This window comes from Desulfosporosinus sp. OT, assembly GCF_000224515.1.
GTDB lineage: Bacteria > Bacillota > Desulfitobacteriia > Desulfitobacteriales > Desulfitobacteriaceae > Desulfosporosinus.
Map to the genome: position 1 here is coordinate 1 of NZ_AGAF01000007.1, position 22,344 is coordinate 22,344.

The following is a 22,344-nucleotide window of genomic DNA, read 5'->3' on the forward strand; positions in this document are numbered from 1 at the left end:
ATCGACTCGGCGTAAAGCCATCGTTACTACCTGGCTGCCGCTCGCTTCCAACACTTGGGGCACTATTTCATGAGAAGAAAATTTACCAGTTCCTACAAACAGTCGGCTATGTAAATTCACCCCTCCGATGAGTAGACTGTCAGCCGAAGGATTAACACTCTGTGTATTATCATTCACGTTATTAGCCACCTCCCATAAAAATTAAGATTTCCAACCTGTCGTCAGCATGTAAAAAAGTACTCTGCCAATGTTCTTGAGTTAGGATTTTACCATTGAGCTCCACGACCGCCGCTTTTAGGGTCACCGCTTTGTTTTCGAGAAACTGGAATACAGTACATTCTGAGAGAATTTCCTGTGCTTCACCGTTTACAGTAATCTGCAACGAAACGTCCTCCTTTCGCTTGTTCACACGTGTTTGCTAGTCAGTTCTTGTCTTACTGTCATGGCACCAGGGAAGGCGTAAAACATAGAGGGAACTTGGCTATTGTCGAGCTTTGCGAAGGCGGTCGTCTTAGTCGCACTTGTGCATCCAGAAACACGTTTTGACTAGTATAAAAAAATGAGAACTGCGGGAAGCAGTTCTCACTTATATTCCTGTATAAGTAAAAAAATTAGCTTTCCTCCGCTGGTATTAACCAGATCAGGTTCAAAGGGATCGAGTTTCCTCATCTCAGCCCGTAGGGCACCCCTAGCAAACAAACATATTCAGTTAAGCAGGCATTAATACTTATCCTGTGTCATTAGTGATTTATCCTCACAGTCCTGGGTGGTTAAGTTAAGAATAGATCATCCCCGCTTTTTCCACTCAAACCGGGGTGGCTATCAAATCGTACGGTACCAACTGGAATTTTATGTTGTACAGCTTCAACAATTTTTGCCGTTCCAATGTTACCAAACCCTCCGCATAATTCCAACGCCTGAACTCCTTCAGTAACTAGTTGCTGTGCAAGATTAACAGCTTCCTGATAGTTTTGGACTCCCCGTATGAGTAGGGTAACCTGTGGAGTTTGAATATCCGCCTGATGTTGTAATGGGTCGGCTTGAGGTGCAAGGAAAATAAAGGCAGCTTTTAATGACAATTAAATCACATCCTCTCCATACTAAAATTCATTTTGAGATTCACAGAGTAGAATAGGATAACAAGCAGCAACCTGTGATAACAATAATAAAATATGCAATTCATATGCCAAGAAGTTTCAACGGGCTTTGGCATGTGAATTGCATTATAAATGAAACAAAATTAAGAATAAAAATACAATAGAAGATAATGCGGTCCTTTGTAGTAACTAAAGGCTAAAATTGTCGAAATTCCTAGCGTATCTTAATGAAAAGAGATCATGTCCACTGTTCGCTTTCCGATCACTGTTCGAAAATCGAACAGTGGACATGATCAACAACCTCAAAATTAATTAAAGGAGGACTATAGCTGATGAATTGGCGACTACTCGACAACAATCCATTAAATGCGGCTGATCACATGGCTTTAGACGAAGTCTTGCTTGCTTCTCGAAGCACAGGAAAATGCCCAAATACATTACGTTTTCTCCAGTTTTCTCCCCGTTGTGCTCTATTGGGTTTACATCAAGCGGTAGAGTTAGAAATTGATGAAGGCTATTGTCGAAGAGAAAGTATTGAAATCAACCGTCGTATCACAGGAGGGGGAGCAATTTTTTGGGGACCGTCCGAACTTGGATGGGAAATTTATGCGGGTAAAGATTGGCTGGCGGGAAGAAATCTTGATGAGGTTTATAAGCTGTTGTGTGAGGTTATGGTTAAAGCTTTGGCCGATCTTGGAGTAAAGGCAATGTTTCGTCCCCGTAACGATATTCAAGTTGGTAATCGTAAGATTTGTGGTACAGGGGGGGCAGAATTAGACAATGCCTTTGTCTTCCAGTGTTCTTTACTCGTCGATTTTGACGTTGAGAGCATGGTCAAGGTACTGAAAATTCCAATGGAAAAAATAAGTGATAAAAATATTAGCGCAGTAGAGGACCGGGTAACGTGGCTTAAAAGAGAGCTTGGTCAGGTTCCAGATATGTCCAAGATCAAAGAAGCCATTTGTGCGGCATTCGCATCGGTTATGGATATGCAATTTATTAGGGACGAACTTAATCCATGGGAAGAGGCATTATTTCGAGAGAAAAGAATGTATTTTAATTCGCCTGAATGGATTTATAAAGTTTGTTTACCAACCGAGGCGGGAGAAATAAAGGAAGCTTGCCTTAAAACACCAGGCGGATTAATCCGGGTGCTTGCCAAGGTGGAGTTAAAGGCACGAGTTTTGAAAAGCGTATTAATTAGCGGGGATTTCTTTACACATAATCCGTCGATCATCTTCGAGCTGGAGGCCCGTTTAAAGGATTGTCCCCTGGAAGGGGATAGAATCGAGGAGATAGTCAGAGCTTATTTTAAGGCTTACCCGGATCAAATTCCCGGTGTGAGTGCTCAGGATGTGGAGTCATGTTTACGCAGCGCCTTAAGATGAACGCCGAGTTTGAGATTGACGAGCTTCCTATTTTGGCTGAAGCTGACGTTGTTGTAATCGGAGCTGGTCCAGCGGGTAGCTCCGCAGCCGCTACAGCGGCTCTTGGTGGGGTTTCGGTGTTAATGTTAGAGAAAAAAGAGCAGATAGGTTTACCAGTTCAATGTGCAGAGTATGTACCATTGAGTTTAGCTGCAGAAGTACCTGTTCCAACGGATTGCATAGCTCAAAGGGTTGAAGGTTTCATTACCTATATTGATCGAGAGCAAGTGGCTCAAACACGAGCACCCGGTTACATACTTAACCGAGATGTCTTTGATCGTTATTTAGCTGAGAGAGCGGTTCAATCTGGGGTTAAGTTATTCACTCAAGCACAGGCAGCAGCGGTTACGGACCAGGATGTTATAATCAATGAACAGGGAAATTTATCCATGGTTAAAGCGAGAATTGTTATAGGCTCGGAAGGACCTAAATCCGTAGTAGCCCAGGCGATGGGTTGCCCGCCTCAGGCTTTGGCCTATGCTAAGCAAATCACGGTCAAGTTAAGGAAAAGGTCGTCATGGGCTCAAATTTACTTTAGTCCGTCCATCCCCGGCGGATATGCCTGGCTCTTTCCTAAAAATGATCTCGCAAATGTCGGGGTTAGCATTGATTTGAGTTTAGGAGGAAATGTAGCAAGAGCTTTAGCGGAATTTCAACAATATTTAATTAAAGAAGGGGTAATTAGTAAAGAAGTAATGAGAACGACTGGCGGAGCGATTCCTATCGGAGGACCGCGGTTAAGTATGCAACAGAAAAACCTAATGTTAGTTGGGGATGCAGCAGGACATACTCATCCAATCAGTGGAGAGGGGATTTTTCCGGCAATAGTGGCCGGAAAAATAGCGGGTTCTTTAGCTGTTGACAGTATTCGAACGGGTGATCTTAACGTGTTAACGCAGTATCCTCGGCAGTATTTAACAAGATTTGGGGAATTTATAGAAAGGGGTTTTAAAAGAAAAATCGAATATAATATAAATTGGGAAAAGACGGATTTTCCCGTCTTAGTACGAAAAACTTGGTTTGCATTTCCGGAGTACTTTGAATCTTAGGCAATATAGTTTAACTGTCCTACTGAAGGATTATTATGTCGTTCCAGCAACGTTTTTCCCGCTAAGGGTAAGGGCTAGATTTTTTGCATTAGAGGGGCTTAAGGCATGTGCTTCTGTACAGGCCTCATTTAATGTATTAAAATCCATCCTTTTTCCGAGGAGGGAGTATTCCAACCGACGCAAAAGTAAGGGAGAAATTAAGCCATTGGAGTCACTCAAGGTTATTTTGCTAATTTGTTGATCAGCAAGGACTAAACGGCAGGTAAGGTTAGTGCCATCAAGAGAGACTTTATATTCTCTGATATAACAGTTTTCCGCTACTTTAATCTCCCGATAGGGGAGGCGGCGCCCGGCTTCCATGAGCCATTCTTTGGATTGAAACATTGGGGTGAGTTTTTGGATCTGTTCAAGAACTTGATTGTCCAGTTGAGTTGAAGTAAGTGAGAAGGTTCCTGCGAAGTTAGTTTTGAGCCTTTCGATAACTTCCTCACTACTTACGGCTCTTCCCATTTCGGACTGTAATGTCGTGAGGTTTGCTTGCATTTGATGTAAATACTCCTGGCGGAAACCCTCTGATGGGACACGGATAATAGAAGACATAACCTCATAATTGAAATCCAGTAGAATGTTTCCTACCAAGACATAACACTCTCCGATTTGACCTGCACCGTTGCCGGAAATCTTTTTGGAGTTAATAATTAAGTCACAAGGCGAGCGTAACTCCGCCGCTAAGTTGAAATCTTGAAGAGTTTGCACTACTGGTTCAAGGAACTTTCTGTAAAAACGCTCCCGGTTGATGGGGACGTTTGAATTATTTCGGTTAAGGACAATTTGAAAAAAAACCTGCCTGTGATCTAAATATACGACCCCTCCTCCAACTTCACGACGGAAAATCGGGATGTTTTGTTCTTTACAAGTCAAAAAATCGACTTCGCTGGGCATATCCTGATGGAACCCGACACAGACATAAGGTGTTGCCGGAGTACAGAGTATTAGTGCTTCCCGGTTTAGGTGGGCAAGTGCGTGATAAATAACCTGCGATTCAAACCAGGTAACGAGGTTAAGATTATAAAATTCCATAACGAGAACTCCTATCATAAATTTGCTCTTATAATTCCTTGTTGCAAATTCCATGCCAAAGAAAATTAAACAAGTAGGGGTAGCTAATCGTTAAAAGCATTTTCGTGAGTAGAAAAGGTATGCAAGGAGGGGCTTAAGATGTCCATGCAATCCGTAAAATGTGTAGAAGATTCGTTAGGGGTGTGGAGAAACTTTATCGAGGGTGGTATGGGCGATGCAGCGGTTACACGCTCGGAGATTCTTGAATCGTGGCAGCGCTGTAAGAAACTTGGTATAAACCCATATGAGGGCATAGGTAAAGATCCATTGGACCAAGAAAAACTACAACAACTAATTAATCATAACTCCCAATTAGTAGAGGTCGCCAAACCCTTCATGCATACCGTTTACCAAAGTGTTAAGGGTTCGGGATTCATGGTCGTGATTACAGATAAGGAAGGGAGGATTTTGCACACTTGCGGAGATTCTGGGATTCTGGATAAGGCTGCAAGTACAATTCGGTTTATAAAGGGTACGGATTGGTCGGAACAGGCAGTGGGGACTAACGCGATCGGGACAGCGTTGGTGATGAATAAAGCCATTCAAATATCTGGTACTGAACACTTTTGTCAATCGCATCATTACTGGACGTGTTCTGGAGCACCGATTCATAATCCTCACGGAGAGGTTATCGGATGCTTTGATATCTCCGGCCCCGCCGAATGTGTCTATTCTCATACTTTTGGAATGACTGTGGCGGCGGTTGAGGCCATAGAAAATCAATTGCGGAAGGAAGAAATACAGGAGGAAAAGAACCGAGCATATGAACTATTGAGTGCAGCAACAGAGAGTGTGACTGAGGGCTTGCTGGCTGTTGATAATGAAGGGCGGATTATTCATATCAATCCGGGTGCCCAAAAAATATTAGGTTTGAGCGAAAAAATAGAGACAGGCCAACTTCTGAAATCGATCCTTGGCCCTAACGAGAAGTTCAGTGAAATGGCTAACCAACTTCTCTGGAAAACGGATGTGGAAATTGTGCATGATCAAGGACGGGATCGAATTCATTGTATATGTACAGCCCGTCCATTTTATAAGAAGGATGGCTCAATAGCTGGCGTGGTGTTTACCTTGCGGGAAATAAATAAGGTTCGCCGTTTGGTAAACAGGATGGTAGGAGCCACTGCCCGTTTTCATTGCAAGGACATTATTGGAGAATCTGAGGTTATGAAAAATGTCTTGAAATTAATTCCAGTCGCTGCAAATTCCCGATCCAATGTACTTTTGACAGGAGAAAGCGGTACAGGGAAGGAATTGTTTGCCCAAGCAATTCACAATCACAGCAGTCGCTCGGATGGCCCGTTTGTTGCAGTCAATTGCGCAGCCCTGCCACGGGAACTCATTCAGAGTGAACTCTTTGGATATAATGAAGGAGCCTTTACTGGAGCAAAGCGAGGGGGAAATCCAGGAAAGTTTGAAATGGCCAATGAGGGGACCATCTTTCTGGATGAAATCGGTGATATGCCCATCGAATTGCAGGTAAACCTTTTGCGGGTTTTGCAGGAGCGGAAAGTAACGAGGGTTGGTGGAGAAAAGGTAATTCCCATTAACATCCGGATTATTGCTGCTACCAACAAGGACTTGGTTAAGGCTGTTAAGGAAGGGCGTTTCCGTCAAGATTTGTATTACCGTTTACATGTCTTAAGCATTCAAATCCCACCCTTGAGAGAGAGAGGGAGAGATATTGAACTCATAACGATGCATCTAATAAACGTTTTCTCGGAAAACCTAGATAAAGAGATTAAAGGCGTTGAGCCGGAATTCCTTGAGACCATTTGTAAGTATTCATGGCCAGGAAATATAAGGGAGTTGCAAAATGCTGTGGAATATGCCATGAATGTGGCTGAAGGGGAATATCTCAGCGTCCATGATTTGCCAAATGACATACGCTGTCAGCCTATGTTCATGCAGAATGTTGGAAAAGTAATCTCCTTAACAGAAATTGAGAAAATCACCGTTGAGTCCACGTTCAACAAATTCAATGGTAATATCACACAAACAGCAAGGGCACTGGGAATTGGACGCAATACGTTATATGACAAGTTGAGAAAATTGGGGGTTAGAGCTTAGACGATTAGCAAGGAGGGAAATATTAATGGATTTTAGCAGAGAGGAAATTAATTTACTGGATGTTATTGACTTAGAATTTTTGCAGCAGTTTCAGGACACCTTTGCTCGTGTTACGGGTGTTGCCGCTTTAACACTTGATAAGAATAACAACCCAGTGACTCGGCCGATAAATTTTAATGATATTTGTATGAAGTATAATCGAAGCTGCTCTGAAGGTTTGAAACGATGTGAGATTAGTGATAAGAAAGGTGCTGAAGAATCAACCAGAACCGGAAAGCCTGCGGTGTACCACTGTGAAAATGGCATGGTTGATTTTGCCGCTCCTATTATGCTGAACGGTGTACGAATCGGAGCAATCCTGGGAGGACAGGTCTTATCAAAACAACCGGAAAAGGAAAAGTTTATAAAACACGCCGAAGTGTTTGGAATAGATCCTGATGAGTATTTAGAAGCTTTAAATAAAGTCAAAATTATTCCGGAAGAAAAAATAAAGGAAGCGGCAAATTTACTTTATCTAGTAAGTTCTAAAATTTCAAAAATGATAGCAAATCAGTTACGCAAGGAAGAACTTCAAGAGGAAAAAAACCAGGCCTACGAATTGTTGTCTGCCGCGACCAGTAGCGTTAGGGAGGGATTGATGGCCGTAGACAACGATGGAAAGATCATTCATATTAATCCAGCAGCTTTTGCCATTATGAAATTGTCTGACAAAGATGTCGTTGGCAAATCATTGAGTTTGATTCTTGGTCCTAACAATAAATTTAGTGAAATAGCCAAAAACTGCATTTGGAAAACTGATGAAGAAATTGTCCTGGATCAAGGCGGCGAGCGTATTCATTGCACAAGTTCTTCCCAGCCGATTTTGAAGGAAAACGGGACTATCGTTGGCGTAGTGTTTACGTTGCGGGAAATAAGAAAGGTGCGCAGCTTAGTCAACAGAATGGTAGGGGCAACTGCCCGCTTTACCTGTGAAGATATTATTGGGGAAAGTGAGGGAATGAAGAAAGCATTTAAGCTGCTCTCGGTTGCGGCTAATTCCCGTTCCAATGTATTACTTACTGGTGAAAGTGGAACTGGTAAAGAGCTGTTTGCCCAAGCAATCCACAATCGTAGCGGTCGCTCGGAGGGGCCGTTCGTGGCAGTCAATTGTGCAGCCCTGCCACGGGAACTCATTCAGAGTGAACTCTTTGGCTATAATGAGGGAGCTTTCACCGGGGCTAAGCGGGGAGGAAATCCTGGTAAGTTCGAACTTGCCAATGAGGGGACTATCTTTCTGGATGAAATTGGCGATATGCCCATGGAATTGCAAGTAAACCTTTTACGGGTCATACAGGAACGGAAAGTAACGAGAGTTGGCGGAGAAAAGGTGATTCCTGTTAACGTCCGGATTATTGCAGCTACCAATAAAGATCTGATGAGGGCTGTCGAGGAAGGGCGTTTCCGAGAAGATTTGTATTACCGCTTAAATGTATTAAAAATTCATATCCCGCCCTTAAGGGAGAGAGGGAAAGATATTGACCTCTTAACCATTCATTTAATAAACATTTTCTCGGAAAACTTGGGTAAAGAGATCGATGGAGCTGAGCTGGAGTTTTTCGAGGCCGTTCGTAATTATTCTTGGCCTGGGAATGTAAGAGAATTACAAAACGCGGTGGAATATGCCATGAACATGGCTGAGGGGGAATATCTCAGTGTTACGGATTTACCCTGCAGCATACACCGGCAACCGGACTTTTTGAAAGAGGTGGGGGAAGTCATCTCCTTAACGGAAATTGAGAAAATCACCGTTGAGTCCACGTTCAACAAATTCAATGGTAATATCACACAAACAGCAAGAGCACTGGGAATTGGACGCAATACGTTATATGACAAGTTGAGAAAATTGGGGGTTAGAGCTTAGTTTGTAAAGATGGATAAGTAATGTATGGAAAATGAACATACTGTTCGGTTTTCGAGCATGAAAAAGATGATGAAACCTCTTGAATAAGGGCTGCTATGCACTTCTTATTTAAGAGGTATTATTTTTTAGGATAATGATTTACTTAGGTTATTGATTCGAACACTAATTACATGATTCCTGGCCCGGTAAGGTCAGGGAAATTGCAAAATACCGTGGATTCGGACAGATTTACCGGGTAATCCATTAGGTTGGCATAATATTTGCAATATACTAAAAACTGGCCGAACAAATTAATACTAAGGAGGTATTTCGAGAGAATCAGAAAGAAAGGCGATTTATTGGGAGGTATATGGGTTTGGCTGCTTCAACCAATAAGGTCGGGAAGGGCAGTGAGATTATTAGCGCTAAGAAACAATTTGGTATATCCGTTAATCCGATCACGTTTGCAATGGCACACCTTGCAATAATTCTGGTAGTAAGTCTTGTGGTTTGGAATGTGTTTGCGGATCCAAAGCAAGGGATATGGAAACTGTACCCACAGCCCTTTGGTGCTGTCATGTTCTGGTTCATTTTAGAGGTCGTATTCCTGGCATTTAATGGTGAACTATGGCCTTTTCATCGGCTAAAGCAACCCCTAGCAGGATTAGTTGCATTTGTTACTGGGGCAGTTTTAGCTTTTCTTACAGTGGGAATACTCGTTTTCGGCATCGGAAGTTTTGAACCGGCTTTTAATCCAAGCGGAGCAGGTTGGACGGCAACCGGTATGATTGTCCTAGTGGGTTTTTACTTTTTCGGTATTTTACCAACAAATATGGGGCATTGGCCATGGGTGGATTTAGGGCTAAAGCAGCCATGGGTCGGGATTATAGAGTTCTTTGAAGGGTTTTTCCTGGCGTTTTTGGGTTATCTGGTATTAATTTATCCGAGCGTAGCCAGTTGGTCCCAGAGTGGAAAAGTAATTCTTCCCTTGGCCACAGCGGTCGGTTGGTTCTATTCAGTTATTGTCTCTTGGCTTACGACAGCTAATGCCTTAGATAACTGGCCGTGGAGCCGATTAGGTTCAAGAGCCAAAATGGCTCTGGGATCACTCTTTGGCAACTTTGTCATCGGTACAGGAATTTATTTCTTGTTCTTGGCTTTGCTGAGAAATTTTCTGATTCCCATTGAGGCGCAGAAATCTCTTGGAGTTGCGATTACAATGTGGCCAGCTCAATTAGGGGTGTGTATCTTGTTTTGGGTCTTAACGTGGGCAACGGTCTTTGACAATCAACCTCTAAATACCGTCTCGAAAAAGGTCGTTAGAGTAGTAATTACTTACGGCCTCGGGCTGATAACATTTTTGGTTTATACCCGGTGGTTTGCGATTTCGGTACTGCATGAAGCTGAGATCAGCAAAGGATTCGGTGGAGATCCTTTAACGTGGATCGATTTAATGATTTTAGTCATGTTGATTTATGCCGTATATTTTGGTTCTTATGGCTTAATCAAAAAGAATAAATAAGGTTTAGAAATTTTTAAAGGAGAGATGATCAATGAAAGCAGCAGTTTGGTATGGTAGAAAAGACGTTCGCGTAGTGGATGTACCGGAGCCACCGACACCGGGTGAAGGGTGGGTTAAAGTGAAGGTTAAATGGTGTGGAATTTGCGGTTCAGATCTCCATGAATACTTGGCCGGTCCGATTTTCATTCCCGTTTCAGCGCCAGATGCGCTCACAGGTAGTAAAGCACCAATTACTCTTGGACATGAATTTTCCGGAGAAGTAGTGGAAATCGGCCCGGGAGTAAAAAATGTTCAGGTGGGAGATCGGGTTGCGCCGGATGCTTGCCAAGTGTGTTGGGAATGTTATCATTGTAAACGCATGAATTACAGTATGTGTGAAAAATTGGCGTTTACTGGGTTGATGACAGATGGCGCCTTTGCAGAATATGTCAATGTACCAGCCTATACGCTGTATAAAATTCCGGATGATATGTCCTACGAAGTAGCAGCTGTCATCGAGCCGATAGCAGTTGGGATCCATGCCGTTCGAAAGGCACCTGTTATTGAAGGAGATATAGTCGTTGTGCTAGGCGCAGGAACAATTGGACTCGCGACATTACAAGCTGCTAAGGCTGCTGGAGCCAGCAAAGTTTATGTGATTGAAATGGCTAAAGCTAGAAAAGAATATGCTTTAAATATGGGGGCAACGGCAGTCTTCGACCCGAGAGAAGTAGACGTTGTTGCCAAGATCAAGGAGCTTACCGACGGATTAGGAGCGGATATTTCCTTCGAATGTATCGGGAATGAGAAGACAGCACCACTGGCCATACAATTGGCACGAAAAATGGGTAAAGTCGTCATGGTAGGTATCTTTGAACGTGAGAGTACGTTTAACTTTTTCGAGGTTACCGCTAATGAAAAAGAGATTATAGGATCCTTGGCCTATAATGGAGAGTTTAGTACGGCGATTGCGTTAATGAATGATGGCCGGATCCAGGGAGAACCCATGATTACAGGAAAAATTAAACTCGAAGATATTATTGAAAAGGGCTTCGACGAGCTGGTAAATCATAAAGAAGAAAATATTAAAATTTTGGTTTCACCGTTCTAAAATCTTTAACTCGTAAAAAAACGCCTAGGAGTATTTTAGACCTAGGCGTTTTTAAAATCCGATTGAAACAAGGCCATATCAATATGCTGTTGAATCCGCCAGGAAGACGGCCCTATTTTCGTTCAACGTTTGTCCATTCAAGAATTTCAGAAAACTACAAGGAACGGGGTAGGTAATATAGATGAAACTGAAGGGTAAATTAGACATTGAAGTTTTAAGAAAGAACTGGCTAATCGAATTAGAAGCCCATCCTGAAGAAATGGGCTCGATATTCTTTGTAGGGAAGAGTGTAAATTCCAGAGACATTAGGGTTACCAAAAGTTTTAACGCATTGCCTTTGTTGCTCCCTTACTGCGCAAAAAGTCCAACTTGTAAGTTTCGCTATACGGAAGGGTGTGAACGTTGTGGACGCTGTGACATGGGGGAAGCTTATCAATTAGCAGAGGAGTATGGGATGGAGCCGGTTACGATCCAGAACTATGAAATGCTTGAGCAGGTTTTACAAAGTCTGAAGGAACAAGGGTGCAGTGCTTTTATAGGAACGTGTTGTCAGACCTTTTTAGCTAAACACCGGCATGACTTTGAACGTATTGGCTTACAAGGCGTACTCATAGACATTGATAGTTCGACCTGTTATCACCTGGGCAAAAATAGGGAAGCCCATCAAGGGACTTTTCAAAACCAGACTCGTTTAAAACTTGATCTCCTTCGCAGAGTATTAAATATAGTAATAGTTTCAGATGAAGTTGGTTGCAATAATTGGGGATAAGTTATAAAAAGGGTTTTAGTATGGGGCATAAATGAAAAGTTGCTTAGGGAACGAATAGGATTTGTTCCCTAAGCAACTTTTTTGTACTAGTCCTTTTTGTTCCATACTTTCTGGAAGGTCCCCTCTCGCCATCACGGCACCTTGCCATCCGTGGCGGCGCTCTAATCTCGAACGTCCTATTCGAGTCATGGCCAGCGCATAAGTGCAACTAAGGTGGCCGCCTTCGCCAAGGCTAACGAGAAGGCTAATACGTGCGAAGACAGTGTCTTCGGGCGCCAGCCAAATTTTCTTTAAACCTGAATTTTAAACCAGCTTCAATGAAGTAAATACAACTCGTGCTGCAGGGTATTTCGGCAATATTATAGCTGTGATAGCTCGTGTTGAACTAACTCAAATTTCACAATAAACTGACAAATTGTTCAAAAACCGAACAGTGTTCGTTATTAGAACCGGTCGTTTGTGGCAACTTTTGTTGAATAGAGAGAATTAATAGCTCTAAACAATATTAGTCAACCCTTGCTAGCAAGTAGCTGCCTGCTTATTAATGCTAATTTCTGAAAATTTCCAAGGTTGGCATGCGGTTTGCATATTTAATGGTATTGTGGAGATTTTGCAATATCTGAATGAAATGGGCGTATAAGTTAATTCTACGCCTCTTGTCCTGAATTAGTTATTTATGGATGTAATGTAAAATCAGATCACGTTGAGCAGCAAAGACATGGTGGTTCGCAAAGGGGGGATGGAAGTAGCGGGTATGTTAGTGCCGTAGGTGATGTCGTTAAGGACGGTCGTATAGACTTGGACTCCTATGTTGATGGAACCAGGGCGGATATTAGCAAGTGTGTAACGAAAAAAACTTATTCGGATGAGGAGTGATTATAAGTGGCGCTTAATAAAGAACAAATGCTTGATTTATATCGTCAAATGCGTATGATCCGTGAATTTGAAGAAACTGTGGCGAAATTTTTTTCACAAGGTCAAATTCCTGGTTTTGTTCACCTGTACATCGGTGAGGAGGCTGTGGCAACCGGAGTGTGTGCGAACTTAGAAAAACAGGATTATATCGCTAGTACTCATCGGGGGCATGGACATGGAGTTGCCCGCGGAGCATCGATTAACAAAATGATGGCTGAGATTTTCGGTAGGGCCGACGGAGAATGTAAAGGAAAAGGCGGTTCCATGCATATTGCCGATGTAGAACTTGGTTTTCTTGGGGCGAATGGAATTGTGGGTGCAGGTTTACCCTTAGCAACCGGGGCCGGTTTTGCTGCTAAATATATGAAAACTAATGGAGTTGCAATCTGCTTTTTTGGGGACGCATCCTCAAACCGGGGTACTTTCCACGAGTCATTGAACATGGCGAGTGTTCAGAAATTGCCTGTAGTTTTCGTCAACGAGAATAATATGTACGGTATTTCTATGAGCCAGGAAAGGCATCAAAACATTACAGACATTGCTGACCGTGCAGGGTCCTACGGAATGCCTGGTATTGTCGTTGACGGCAATGACGTTATGGCTGTCTACGAAGCAGCAGAAGAAGCAATAAAGCGTGCTCGTGCTGGTGGAGGGCCTGTTTTAATTGAATGTAAAACTTATCGACATCACGGCCATTTTGAAGGGGATCCCTGCGTATATCGGAGCGATGAAGAAGTGAACGCCTGGAAAGCGAAAGATCCTTTGCCACGGTTCGCGAACCGTTTACAAGAAATGAAAATGGCTACAGAGGCAGAAATTAGTCAAATCGATACCGAAGTAAAAAAGATTATTGCTGATGCGGTTGAGTTTGCTCAGAATAGTCCTGTACCGTCTCTTGATGAACTAACGACCGATGTTTACTGCGACTAAGGAATTTGAAGGGGTGAGATTATTATGGCAGAAAAGACGTATTCCCAAGCGATAAATGAGGCTCTCGAAGAAGAAATGCGTAGGGATGAGAAAGTTTATATATTAGGAGAAGATGTTGGGGCATTCGGTGGGTGTTTTGGAGTAACAACTGGTCTCCTTGAAAAATTTGGTGCTGAAAGAGTGTTGGATGCACCGATCTCTGAGACCGCCATCATGGGTTCAGCTGTAGGGGCTGCAGTCGCTGGTTTGCGCCCGGTTCCAGAAATCATGTTTGTGGATTTCGTAGGTGTCTGTCTCGATGAGTTGCTTAACCAAGCCGCAAAGATGCATTATATGTTTGGTGGCAAGGCTAAAGTTCCGCTGACGTTAAGGATGGCCTGCGGAGCCGGAGTGGGTGCAGCAGCCCAACACTCTCAGAGCCTTGAAGCATTTATGTGCCATATTCCTGGGCTTAAAGTAGTTATGCCTGCGACTGCAGCAGATGCTAAAGGTTTGTTGAAATCGGCCATCCGTGATGATAATCCGGTTATCTACTTGGAACATAAAGCCCTCCTTGGGGTAACCGGGGAAGTTCCTGAAGGGGAGTATACTATCCCACTTGGCAAGGCGGATATCAAACGGGAAGGAAAAGATGTCACGATCTTAGCTTATTCTATGATGCTTCATAAAGCGTTAGCGGCTGCGGAAACCTTAGCTCAAGAGGGAATCGAAGCAGAAGTGATTGATCCTCGTACGCTTGTACCGTTTGATAAGGAAACGTTGTATAAATCGATAGAAAAAACCGGACGCCTGGTTATTGTGCATGAAGCTGTCAAACAGGGAGGATTTGGCGGGGAAATCGCCGCAATGGTTGCTGAAGAATGTTTTGATTCTCTCGATGCTTCAATTAAAAGGGTAGCGGCACCCTTCAGCCCTATTCCTTTTGCCTCAAACTTGGAAGCGGCCTATATTCCGGATGAGGCAAAAATTATTGAAGCGGTGAAATCCTTTTTCTAGCACCAGTGTACTAAACTCATTCTTCGAGAAGGGCGGCCGATCTTCGGTTGCCCTTAGCTCTTGGGTAGGAGGTGAAGAATATGATTGCAGGAATTATTGCCAATCCCGCTTCAGGAAAAGATATCCGCCGTTTGGTGGCTCACGCCACGGTCTTTGATAATCAGGAAAAAGTGAATTTGATCCGGAGAATCTTGCTTGGGCTTCAAGCGGCAGGGGTTCAAAGGGTTTGGTTTATGCCGGATTATTTTGGCTTCTATGAACAGGCTTTAGATGTTTTCACCGGTGAAAATCAATTAAGCATGGAAACAAAGCTCTTACCTATGCAGTGGAAGGCGAATCAAGAGGATTCGCAGTTGGCAGCAGCCAAAATGGTTGAAATGGGTGTAAGTTGCTTGGTAACCCTAGGTGGTGACGGAACAAACCGAGTTGTATCTAAAGGAGCCGGGGAGGTTCCGATCATGCCTGTTTCGACAGGAACCAATAATGTTTTCTCGGTTATGGTGGAAGGAACAATAGCGGGCTTGGCAGCTGGTTTAGTGGCAACAGGTGCGGTAGAACAAGAGTTTTCGCTTATTCGGACCAAAAAGCTGATAATCTATATCAACGGTAAAGCGGTGGATATAGCCTTAATAGATGCTGTTGTACTAGCTGAGCAGTTCGTCGGTTCCCGGGCCATTTGGGACATTGGTAAGATCAGGCAGATTGTGGCTACGTGCGGCGAGTCCTTTCATATTGGTATTGCGGCAATCGTCGGTGCCCTGCATCCCATCAATAAGCGGGAAGCCAAAGGGATCAACTTAATCATCACAGAAAGTGGCGAGCAAACGCTGGATTCAACTCAAGGCTCTTCAATCCAGGTAAAAGCAGCAGTAGGACCTGGTCTGATTCGATCGGTTCCTGTTCATTCCTACGAATTAATGAGCCCCGGTCAGAAAGTCGTTGTAAATCATGTCCCTTGTGTTATAGCGGTTGATGGAGAAAGGGAGATTTTGGTTGGTCCAGAAGACTTTGCCGAAGTAGAACTAGTGCAGACAGGGCCGTTTGTGGTCGATGTCCAAAGTACCTTAAACCGTGCTGCCCAAAAAGGTCTATTCATAAATCGTTAAATTCTTCTAAACAGATACTCTTCTAAACTCTCATGCCCCTTTGGGGCCCAAACTATAATGAAAATATAAAATTGGAGGTAAAAGAAAAATGGCACATATCATGCTTATGCCTAAATTAGGTTTAACAATGAAAAAAGGAAAAATAGTAAGCTGGCTAAAAAACGAAGGGGAGGCGGTTGCCCTAGGAGAAGCTCTTTTAGAGGTGATGACGGAAAAAGTTAATATTAATGTTGAATCACCTTATAATGGAGTACTTTATAAGATTATTGGTGCTCCAGGCTCGAGCTATCCGATCTCTGTTCCGCTTGCTGTTTTGGCGGAAGAAGGGGACGACGCCGCTGCCTTAGAAGCCGCTCTGGATGAGGCGAAAAGTGCTTTGCAAGCGGCCCTAGCAGGCGGGAATGACGGAGCAGAGAAGAAGAAAGAAGCAAAACCTGTTAAGCCTTTTGGGGTTTTTTCCGGTGCTAGCAAGGTATCTCCTCGTGCGGCTAAACTCGCCGCTAACGAAGGTATTGCGCTTGAATTAATTAATGGCAGCGGTCCAAACGGCAAGGTTGTTGAAGAAGATGTCTTAAATTACATCGCTCAGGTTAAGGGAGAGACAACTTCGGAACTGCGTCCAATTGATCCTCAGAGCATGCGGGGCGTCATAGCGGATCGTATGATTAAGAGCCGGAGAGAGGCTGCCCATGTCACTCTCATGAAAGAAGTGGATATGACCTCGTTAAAAGATGTGCGAGAGCAATTAAACGCGTTGGGCGCGGACAAACGTGTAAAATTCTCCTTTACAGATTTCCTTGTTAAGTTTACAGGACAGGCTTTATCGGAATTTCCGCTTGTGAACTCGCGGAGCACCGCTAAGGAAATTGAATTAGCCAAATCGATCAATGTTGGGGTAGCCGTCGCGTTGGAAGAGGGGCTCGTCGTTCCCAATGTGAAAAATGTTCCGATTCTTTCCCTTGAACAAATTTCGGCCAAAATTAAAGACTTGGCAGCGCGAGCTCGCAATTCTGAACTTGACCCGTCAGAGATAGAACAAGGGACCTTTACGATTACCAATTTAGGGGCCTACGGGGTAGAGGGGTTCACACCTATTATTAACCGTCCGGAAACTGCCATTCTCGGTGTTGGAACGATAAAACAGAAACCAATAATGGTCGATAGTCGCTTAGAAAATCGCTTTTTTATGACGCTCAGCCTTTCTCTCGATCATCGGATTATTGACGGTTCACTCGCAGCAGATTTTCTAGGCCGTCTAATAGAAATGTTGGAGAATCCCTATCCTTGGTTCCAGTTACAACCGCAAGCCAATGATGATCTTCTCATCAAGACTGGAGGCAAAGAAACACCTTATGACGTGTTGGAATCGTTCTCCACTGGGTTGGAAGCGTTGAAAGAAGAAGCTCCAGAATTGGCGATTGGCTTTGAAAGCCTCATGGCGCCAGTCTTTTGCGAAGGCGAATTGGGGATCATGGAAAAAGAGTTAATGGCAGTGGCTATCGCTATTTATACCAAATGTGAGTTCTGTATTGCCGCTCATGTTTATAATGCCATGAATGCCGGAGCATCTGGTGATCAAGTGTTGGAAGCAGCTGGAGTGGCTGTCGCTTTTGGGGGCGGCGCGGCTATGGCTTATACCGTAACAAAAGTTCGTGCATGTATCAAAGCCTTTGGCGGTTAAAGAAAGCGGGGATAACCGATGGTCGGATCTTTTCGCCCCACGTATCTTCTTGACCTAGGGAAAGCGGACTATAAACCAGTTTGGCAACTTCAGAAGAATCTACAAGATCTCAGGATTAGGGGTCAGGTCGCGGATAGCTTAATCTTGGTCGAACACCCTCCCACAATCACGTTGGGGAAAGCCAGCAGCAGGGAACATATTTTGGCTAGCGAAGAATGGCTCGCTGCTCATGAATTCCAGGTTTTCCAGATTGAAAGGGGAGGAGATGTTACTTTTCACGGCCCAGGTCAACTTGTTGGCTATCCGATCCTAGATCTCAATAAATACAATAAAGACGTTCATTTGTTAGTTAATAAATTAGAAGAAATGTTGATTAATACGCTTTCTGCCTTTGGAGTCCAAGCGGAGCGACGTGTTGGGTTCCCTGGAGTCTGGGTCGGGGAGAAGAAAATTGCCAGCATTGGCTTAGGGGTCAATCATTGGGTGACAATTCACGGTTTTGCTCTTAACGTTAACCCGGATTTGTCTCAGTTTAAGACCATTGTTCCTTGCGGCTTACCTGGTGTGCAAATGACTTCGCTTGCCGAAGAGCTGAACCGCTCGATTAGCATTTCCGAGGTCAAAAATAGGGTCATTGAAGAAATGTGTGCACTTTTTCAATGGGAAATTCGCTCTCTATCCCAAGACGTGGAGAGATTGTTGGTTGTTGACGGCCTAAAAGCACAGGCTTTTCGACCAAGTTGGTTAACGGTTCAGGCTCCTTCGTCGGGTGTGATGGAAGAAATGGAAGGGGTTTTAGCAAAGGGTCGCTTGCATACGGTCTGTGAGGGAGCACGTTGTCCCAATGCGGGTGAATGCTTTGCTTTAGGTACCGCCTCGTTTATGATTCTTGGCGACGTCTGCACCAGGGGATGCCGTTTCTGCGCAGTAAGCAAAGGAATCCCCTGTCCTCCTGATCAGGCAGAAGCTGAAGCAGTGGCGGAGACCGTCAAAACCCTTAAACTTAAACACGCAGTCATCACATCAGTGACTCGGGATGATTTACCAGACGGAGGAGCAGGGGAGTTTGCCCGAGTTGTGAGAGCCTTGCGCCACAAGACTCCCCAAACAAGTATTGAACTGTTGATTCCAGATTTAGCGGGATCAGAACAAGCGCTGGAAACGATTGTTGCCGCTAAGCCAGAGGTCATCGGTCACAATATCGAAACGGTACCCGAGCTTTATCCTCGCGTTCAGCCGGGGGCAAATTATGAGCGCTCGTTGAAGGTTCTGGCCGATGTTAAAAGACTTGCTCCTGCGATCAAAACTAAAAGTGGTTTAATGGTTGGCCTTGGAGAGAAAACACAGGAAGTTTGTCGTGTTATGGAGGACTTGCGCGCAGTAGGGTGTGATTACCTTACTATCGGTCAATACCTGCAACCCACGCCTAAACATCTGCCGGTAAAAGGGTTCATACCTCCAGGTATGTTTGCTTGGTATCGGGAGCAGGCCCTCGAACGTGGCTTTAAAAAAGTGGAATGTGGCCCATTAGTCCGCAGTTCTTATCATGCGCAACCATAACGGAGGTGGAAACTATGGCAATTATTGAAGGTTACAATTTACCCGATGACCTCTACTATACTGAAGATCATGCCTGGGTGAAAGTAGAAGGAAATTTAGTCAGAGTCGGAATGAATGATTTTGCCCAGAAATTAGCGGGAGATATCTCGTTTGTTAAACTACCTAAAGTCGGTAAAGACGTACCAATAGGTAAACTTCTCAGCTCTATGCAATCGGGAAAGTGGGCGGGACGTATCGAGGTACCTGTAACAGGTAAGATCGTAGAGGTCAATAAAGAGTTATTGCATGAACCGCAAAAGATGAACCAGGATTGTTATGGAAATGGTTGGATCGCGCTGATTGAGCCTAGCAATTTCCAGGAGGACTTAGGCAAACTCATGGATGGGGTTAAAGCCGCAGAGTGGCTTAAGGGGGAAATTGCCCGGAATGTTCCGGGTAAGGAGGGGTAGTCATGGAACAAGCTTTGCAAAAAATATGTGGGTCAAGGGCTACAACCGACCCTTTTGAACTTGCTCCCTATGCTCATGATGTCGCCTATGTTCCCGCTATCTTGGTCAATTTGCTTACCAATCCCCTACCTAAAGCCGTGGTTCAGCCCATCTCGGCAGAAGAAATCTCTAGTTTGATCAAGTGGGCAAAGCAAGGCAAAATACCAGTTACAGTCCGGGGCGGAGGCTCTACCGCCTATTTTAATTGCATTCCGATGAAGAGTGGTTTAGTGATTGATACGAATCGCCTCCAAGGATTTTCGGAAATTGAGCTAGACCAGGGGAGCCAGAAAAAAATGGTGTGGGTCAAAGCAGGGATGACTTGGAAAGACCTCGATGACGGATTGCGACAGCAGGGCTGTGCGGTGTGTTCTAGCCCCAGCAGTGCACCCTCCGCTACGATCGGAGGATGGGTTTCCATGGGAGGCCTAGGTATCGGCTCTGTCCCGTATGGCCCAATTCACGATCAAATTATGGCCCTACGGGGTGTGACGGCCACTGGAGAAATCGTGGAATTATCACGACCTGACAAAGGCCCGGCAAGGAACAATGGTTCTGAGCAATCAGGCTTGCAATTTAATGACTTGATGGGTACTGAAGGAACCCGGGGAATTATTACGGAGATTAAGTTGTTGGTGCGTGACGTTCCAGAAAAAGAGGAACATCTACTTGCCGTCTTTAATAATGAAACGGATACTGGGGCGATGATGTCTTGGTTGGGTGGAGAACATTTTACGTCTCTGTACAATGTTCATTTTAGTAGTCCGGAATTCATTATGTCGCTCCAGAAAGCTGGCTACGCTCATGAGATTCCCCCAGGAAAGTACAGCCTGGAAATTGATCTGGAGGGCAAGCGTGACGAAGTGGATCAAGCGGTTGCTCACATCCGAAAACAAGTGAAAGTTCTAGGCGGGACTTTATTGCCTGATGAAGTAGGAGCTGAGGAATGGGCCGATCGGTTTAAATCTCTCCGGCTTGAACAAACACTTCCTTCCCTCCTAGCGGCAGAAATGACACTCCCGGTCAGTAATTTTGCGGCCTTTTATGAGAGGTTAAGTAAATTGGGCCAAAAGACCAATACCCTGTGCGTTACGTATGCCCATCTCGTGTCTCCTGACATGGCCTTGGTGATGGTTCTTTATCCCTCAGATGAATTGAACCTGATCCGTTACATCGTTGATCTGAGTTTTACCAGCAATCTTTACAAGTTGGGACACAGCTTGGGTGGTAAACCTTATGTCATTGGCTTTTGGAATACTCCCTATTTAGGAAAAATATATGACAAGGGAGAAAGAGAACGCCGCCGCCAGCGCAAACAAGCGGCAGATCCCCACGCTATGCTCAATCCCGGAAAGGGTTACAATCCCCCGAATATTATTTTGAACAGCCATGTCTTTGGTTTGGCGATGATTATGATTGGTCTCTTTCGACCTATGGTCCTTAAAATCCTCAAAGGAGGTCAAGGACAATGAAAACGATTGAAGAACTTCGGGAGAAAATAGCCAAAACCAGTTATATCTGTGGTAGCTGCGGCAGTTGTCGAAGTGTCTGTCCCGTTTACCGAGAAATTGGTTGGGAATCCTCGGCACCTCGCAGGAAAATTGCTTTGGCCAAAGAGGTATTCCTGAAGAAAAAGGAGAAACAAGCCACAGATCAATATGCTCAGCGTTTGCAGGAGTGTACGCTGTGTGGTAAATGTGCGGAAATATGTGCAGCTGGGATTAAAACCCGTGAGCTTTGGTTGAATCTGCGAGAAGATTTAAGGGCTCGGGGAATGGAACATCAGAACTTAACCCAGATGGCTCTGCAAGTTAAAACGACTCACAATATCAGTACGTTTCCCAATGAAAATCGCCTTGACTGGGTGGATGATTTAGATGAGGTTGAAGTAGAGGTTTCCAAGGTCGGAAGTGAGGTCGCCTACTTTGTAGGATGTGTGTCTTCCTTCTATCCGATGTCGGCCGGAATCTCTCAAAGTATTGTCAGCTTATTGGATCGGGCAAATGTTCATTATACCGTGCTGGGAAGTGAGGAATGGTGTTGTGGCTTCCCCCTCCTCGCTTCGGGAAACTCTGAGCAAGTCCTTGAATTAGCCCAACACAATGTGGCGAAAGTTCGCGCTCTTGGTGTCAAAACCTTAATAACGGGCTGTGCCTCCTGTTATCATACCTGGACACACGAATATCCCACGATCCTCGGGGAAGATCTGGGCTTTGAGGTGCTCCATGCAACCCAGTATCTGGCTGGATTAATCCGTACAAAACAATTAGAACTAGGCAATATAGATGAGACCGTCACGTATCATGACCCCTGCGATTTGGGTCGCAACAGCGGAATCTATGACGAGCCCAGAGAACTTTTACAGGCCATGGAGGGGCTTAACTTTGTAGAAATGCCTCATCGCCGGGAGATGGCCGATTGTTGTGGTGGTGGAGGGAACCTAGCTGCTGTAGATAAGGAGTTAAGTCAAGCGATTGCTGTGCAACGGGTACGTGAGGCTGCAGCAACTGGGGCAACTATTTTAACCTCTGCGTGTCAGCAATGTGTACAGACTTTGCAAATGGCGGCAAGACAGGAGAAACTACCACTTGAGGTTTTAGATGTTACTGAGTTATTGTGGCGATCCTTGGAAGAATAGGATAACCC

Annotated in this window: 18 protein-coding genes, 1 pseudogene and 1 riboswitch; of the genes and pseudogenes, 15 read left to right on the forward strand and 4 right to left on the reverse strand. The window is 44.4% G+C overall.

Annotated features, from left to right (window positions below; all coding sequences use genetic code 11):
• From DOT_RS28110 to DOT_RS00285, 3 genes and pseudogenes are all read right to left on the reverse strand, one after another.
• Window positions 1-177: pseudogene (locus tag DOT_RS28110) on the reverse strand (thiazole synthase); the annotation flags it as partial.
• Between the two features lie 4 nt (window positions 178-181).
• Window positions 182-382, reverse strand: coding sequence for a sulfur carrier protein ThiS (gene thiS / locus DOT_RS00280; RefSeq protein WP_009612761.1), 201 nt, complete (start codon window positions 380-382; stop codon window positions 182-184).
• A gap of 218 nt (window positions 383-600) precedes the next feature.
• Window positions 601-700, reverse strand: a riboswitch (TPP riboswitch).
• Window positions 701-770: 70 nt separating this feature from the next.
• The gene (locus tag DOT_RS00285) at window positions 771-1,079 is read right to left on the reverse strand and encodes a DUF6506 family protein (protein ID WP_009612763.1); all 309 of its coding nucleotides are present in this window, start codon (window positions 1,077-1,079) and stop codon (window positions 771-773) included.
• A gap of 350 nt (window positions 1,080-1,429) precedes the next feature.
• Between DOT_RS00285 and DOT_RS00290 the strand changes: the two genes are divergently transcribed.
• Both DOT_RS00290 and DOT_RS00295 read left to right on the forward strand, forming a co-directional pair.
• Complete coding sequence (locus DOT_RS00290; RefSeq protein WP_009612764.1) at window positions 1,430-2,485, forward strand: biotin/lipoate A/B protein ligase family protein; 1,056 nt, start codon at window positions 1,430-1,432, stop codon at window positions 2,483-2,485.
• Window positions 2,461-3,573, forward strand: a complete 1,113-nt coding sequence (locus tag DOT_RS00295; RefSeq protein WP_009612765.1) for a geranylgeranyl reductase family protein — start codon at window positions 2,461-2,463, stop codon at window positions 3,571-3,573. The genes DOT_RS00290 and DOT_RS00295 overlap by 25 nt, the downstream gene beginning before the upstream one ends.
• A gap of 33 nt (window positions 3,574-3,606) precedes the next feature.
• Here DOT_RS00295 and DOT_RS27590 read toward each other — a convergent pair whose 3' ends face one another.
• Window positions 3,607-4,653 (reverse strand): biotin/lipoate A/B protein ligase family protein, encoded by a 1,047-nt coding sequence (locus tag DOT_RS27590; RefSeq protein WP_009612766.1) that lies wholly within the window; start codon window positions 4,651-4,653, stop codon window positions 3,607-3,609.
• 138 nt (window positions 4,654-4,791) lie between these two features.
• On the opposite strand from DOT_RS27590, the gene DOT_RS00305 reads away from it, so the two are divergent.
• The 13 genes from DOT_RS00305 to DOT_RS00365 all read left to right on the forward strand — a co-directional run bounded on the left by DOT_RS00305 (window position 4,792) and on the right by DOT_RS00365 (window position 22,336).
• Window positions 4,792-6,762, forward strand: a complete 1,971-nt coding sequence (locus DOT_RS00305) for a sigma-54-dependent Fis family transcriptional regulator (RefSeq protein WP_009612767.1) — start codon at window positions 4,792-4,794, stop codon at window positions 6,760-6,762.
• A gap of 25 nt (window positions 6,763-6,787) precedes the next feature.
• Window positions 6,788-8,662, forward strand: a complete 1,875-nt coding sequence (locus tag DOT_RS00310) for a sigma-54-dependent Fis family transcriptional regulator (protein ID WP_009612768.1) — start codon at window positions 6,788-6,790, stop codon at window positions 8,660-8,662.
• 355 nt (window positions 8,663-9,017) lie between these two features.
• Window positions 9,018-10,163, forward strand: coding sequence for a hypothetical protein (locus DOT_RS00315; protein WP_202798691.1), 1,146 nt, complete (start codon window positions 9,018-9,020; stop codon window positions 10,161-10,163).
• 31 nt (window positions 10,164-10,194) lie between these two features.
• Window positions 10,195-11,253: a 2,3-butanediol dehydrogenase gene (locus DOT_RS00320; protein WP_009612770.1), complete on the forward strand. Its 1,059-nt coding sequence runs from the start codon at window positions 10,195-10,197 to the stop codon at window positions 11,251-11,253.
• Between the two features lie 181 nt (window positions 11,254-11,434).
• Window positions 11,435-12,022, forward strand: coding sequence for a DUF116 domain-containing protein (locus DOT_RS00325; RefSeq protein ID WP_009612771.1), 588 nt, complete (start codon window positions 11,435-11,437; stop codon window positions 12,020-12,022).
• A gap of 882 nt (window positions 12,023-12,904) precedes the next feature.
• Window positions 12,905-13,867 (forward strand): pyruvate dehydrogenase (acetyl-transferring) E1 component subunit alpha, encoded by a 963-nt coding sequence (pdhA, locus tag DOT_RS00330; protein ID WP_009612772.1) that lies wholly within the window; start codon window positions 12,905-12,907, stop codon window positions 13,865-13,867.
• Window positions 13,868-13,891: 24 nt separating this feature from the next.
• Complete coding sequence (locus DOT_RS00335) at window positions 13,892-14,863, forward strand: alpha-ketoacid dehydrogenase subunit beta (RefSeq protein ID WP_009612773.1); 972 nt, start codon at window positions 13,892-13,894, stop codon at window positions 14,861-14,863.
• Between the two features lie 80 nt (window positions 14,864-14,943).
• Window positions 14,944-15,969, forward strand: a complete 1,026-nt coding sequence (locus tag DOT_RS00340; protein ID WP_009612774.1) for an NAD(+)/NADH kinase — start codon at window positions 14,944-14,946, stop codon at window positions 15,967-15,969.
• 88 nt (window positions 15,970-16,057) lie between these two features.
• A complete protein-coding gene (locus DOT_RS00345; protein WP_009612775.1) occupies window positions 16,058-17,650 on the forward strand; it encodes a 2-oxo acid dehydrogenase subunit E2 in 1,593 nt (530 codons plus the stop codon).
• An 18-nt stretch (window positions 17,651-17,668) separates the two neighbouring features.
• Window positions 17,669-19,210 (forward strand): lipoyl synthase, encoded by a 1,542-nt coding sequence (gene lipA, locus DOT_RS00350; RefSeq protein WP_009612776.1) that lies wholly within the window; start codon window positions 17,669-17,671, stop codon window positions 19,208-19,210.
• A gap of 14 nt (window positions 19,211-19,224) precedes the next feature.
• Window positions 19,225-19,659, forward strand: coding sequence for a glycine cleavage system protein H (locus DOT_RS00355; RefSeq protein ID WP_009612777.1), 435 nt, complete (start codon window positions 19,225-19,227; stop codon window positions 19,657-19,659).
• Between the two features lie 2 nt (window positions 19,660-19,661).
• On the forward strand, window positions 19,662-21,170 hold the full coding sequence (locus tag DOT_RS00360) for an FAD-binding oxidoreductase (protein ID WP_009612778.1): 1,509 nt from the start codon (window positions 19,662-19,664) through the stop codon (window positions 21,168-21,170).
• Window positions 21,167-22,336 carry a (Fe-S)-binding protein gene (locus DOT_RS00365; protein WP_009612779.1) on the forward strand — a complete coding sequence of 390 codons (1,170 nt, stop codon included), beginning with the start codon at window positions 21,167-21,169 and terminating at the stop codon, window positions 22,334-22,336. The genes DOT_RS00360 and DOT_RS00365 overlap by 4 nt, the downstream gene beginning before the upstream one ends.
• The last annotated feature ends 8 nt before the right edge of the window (window positions 22,337-22,344 follow it).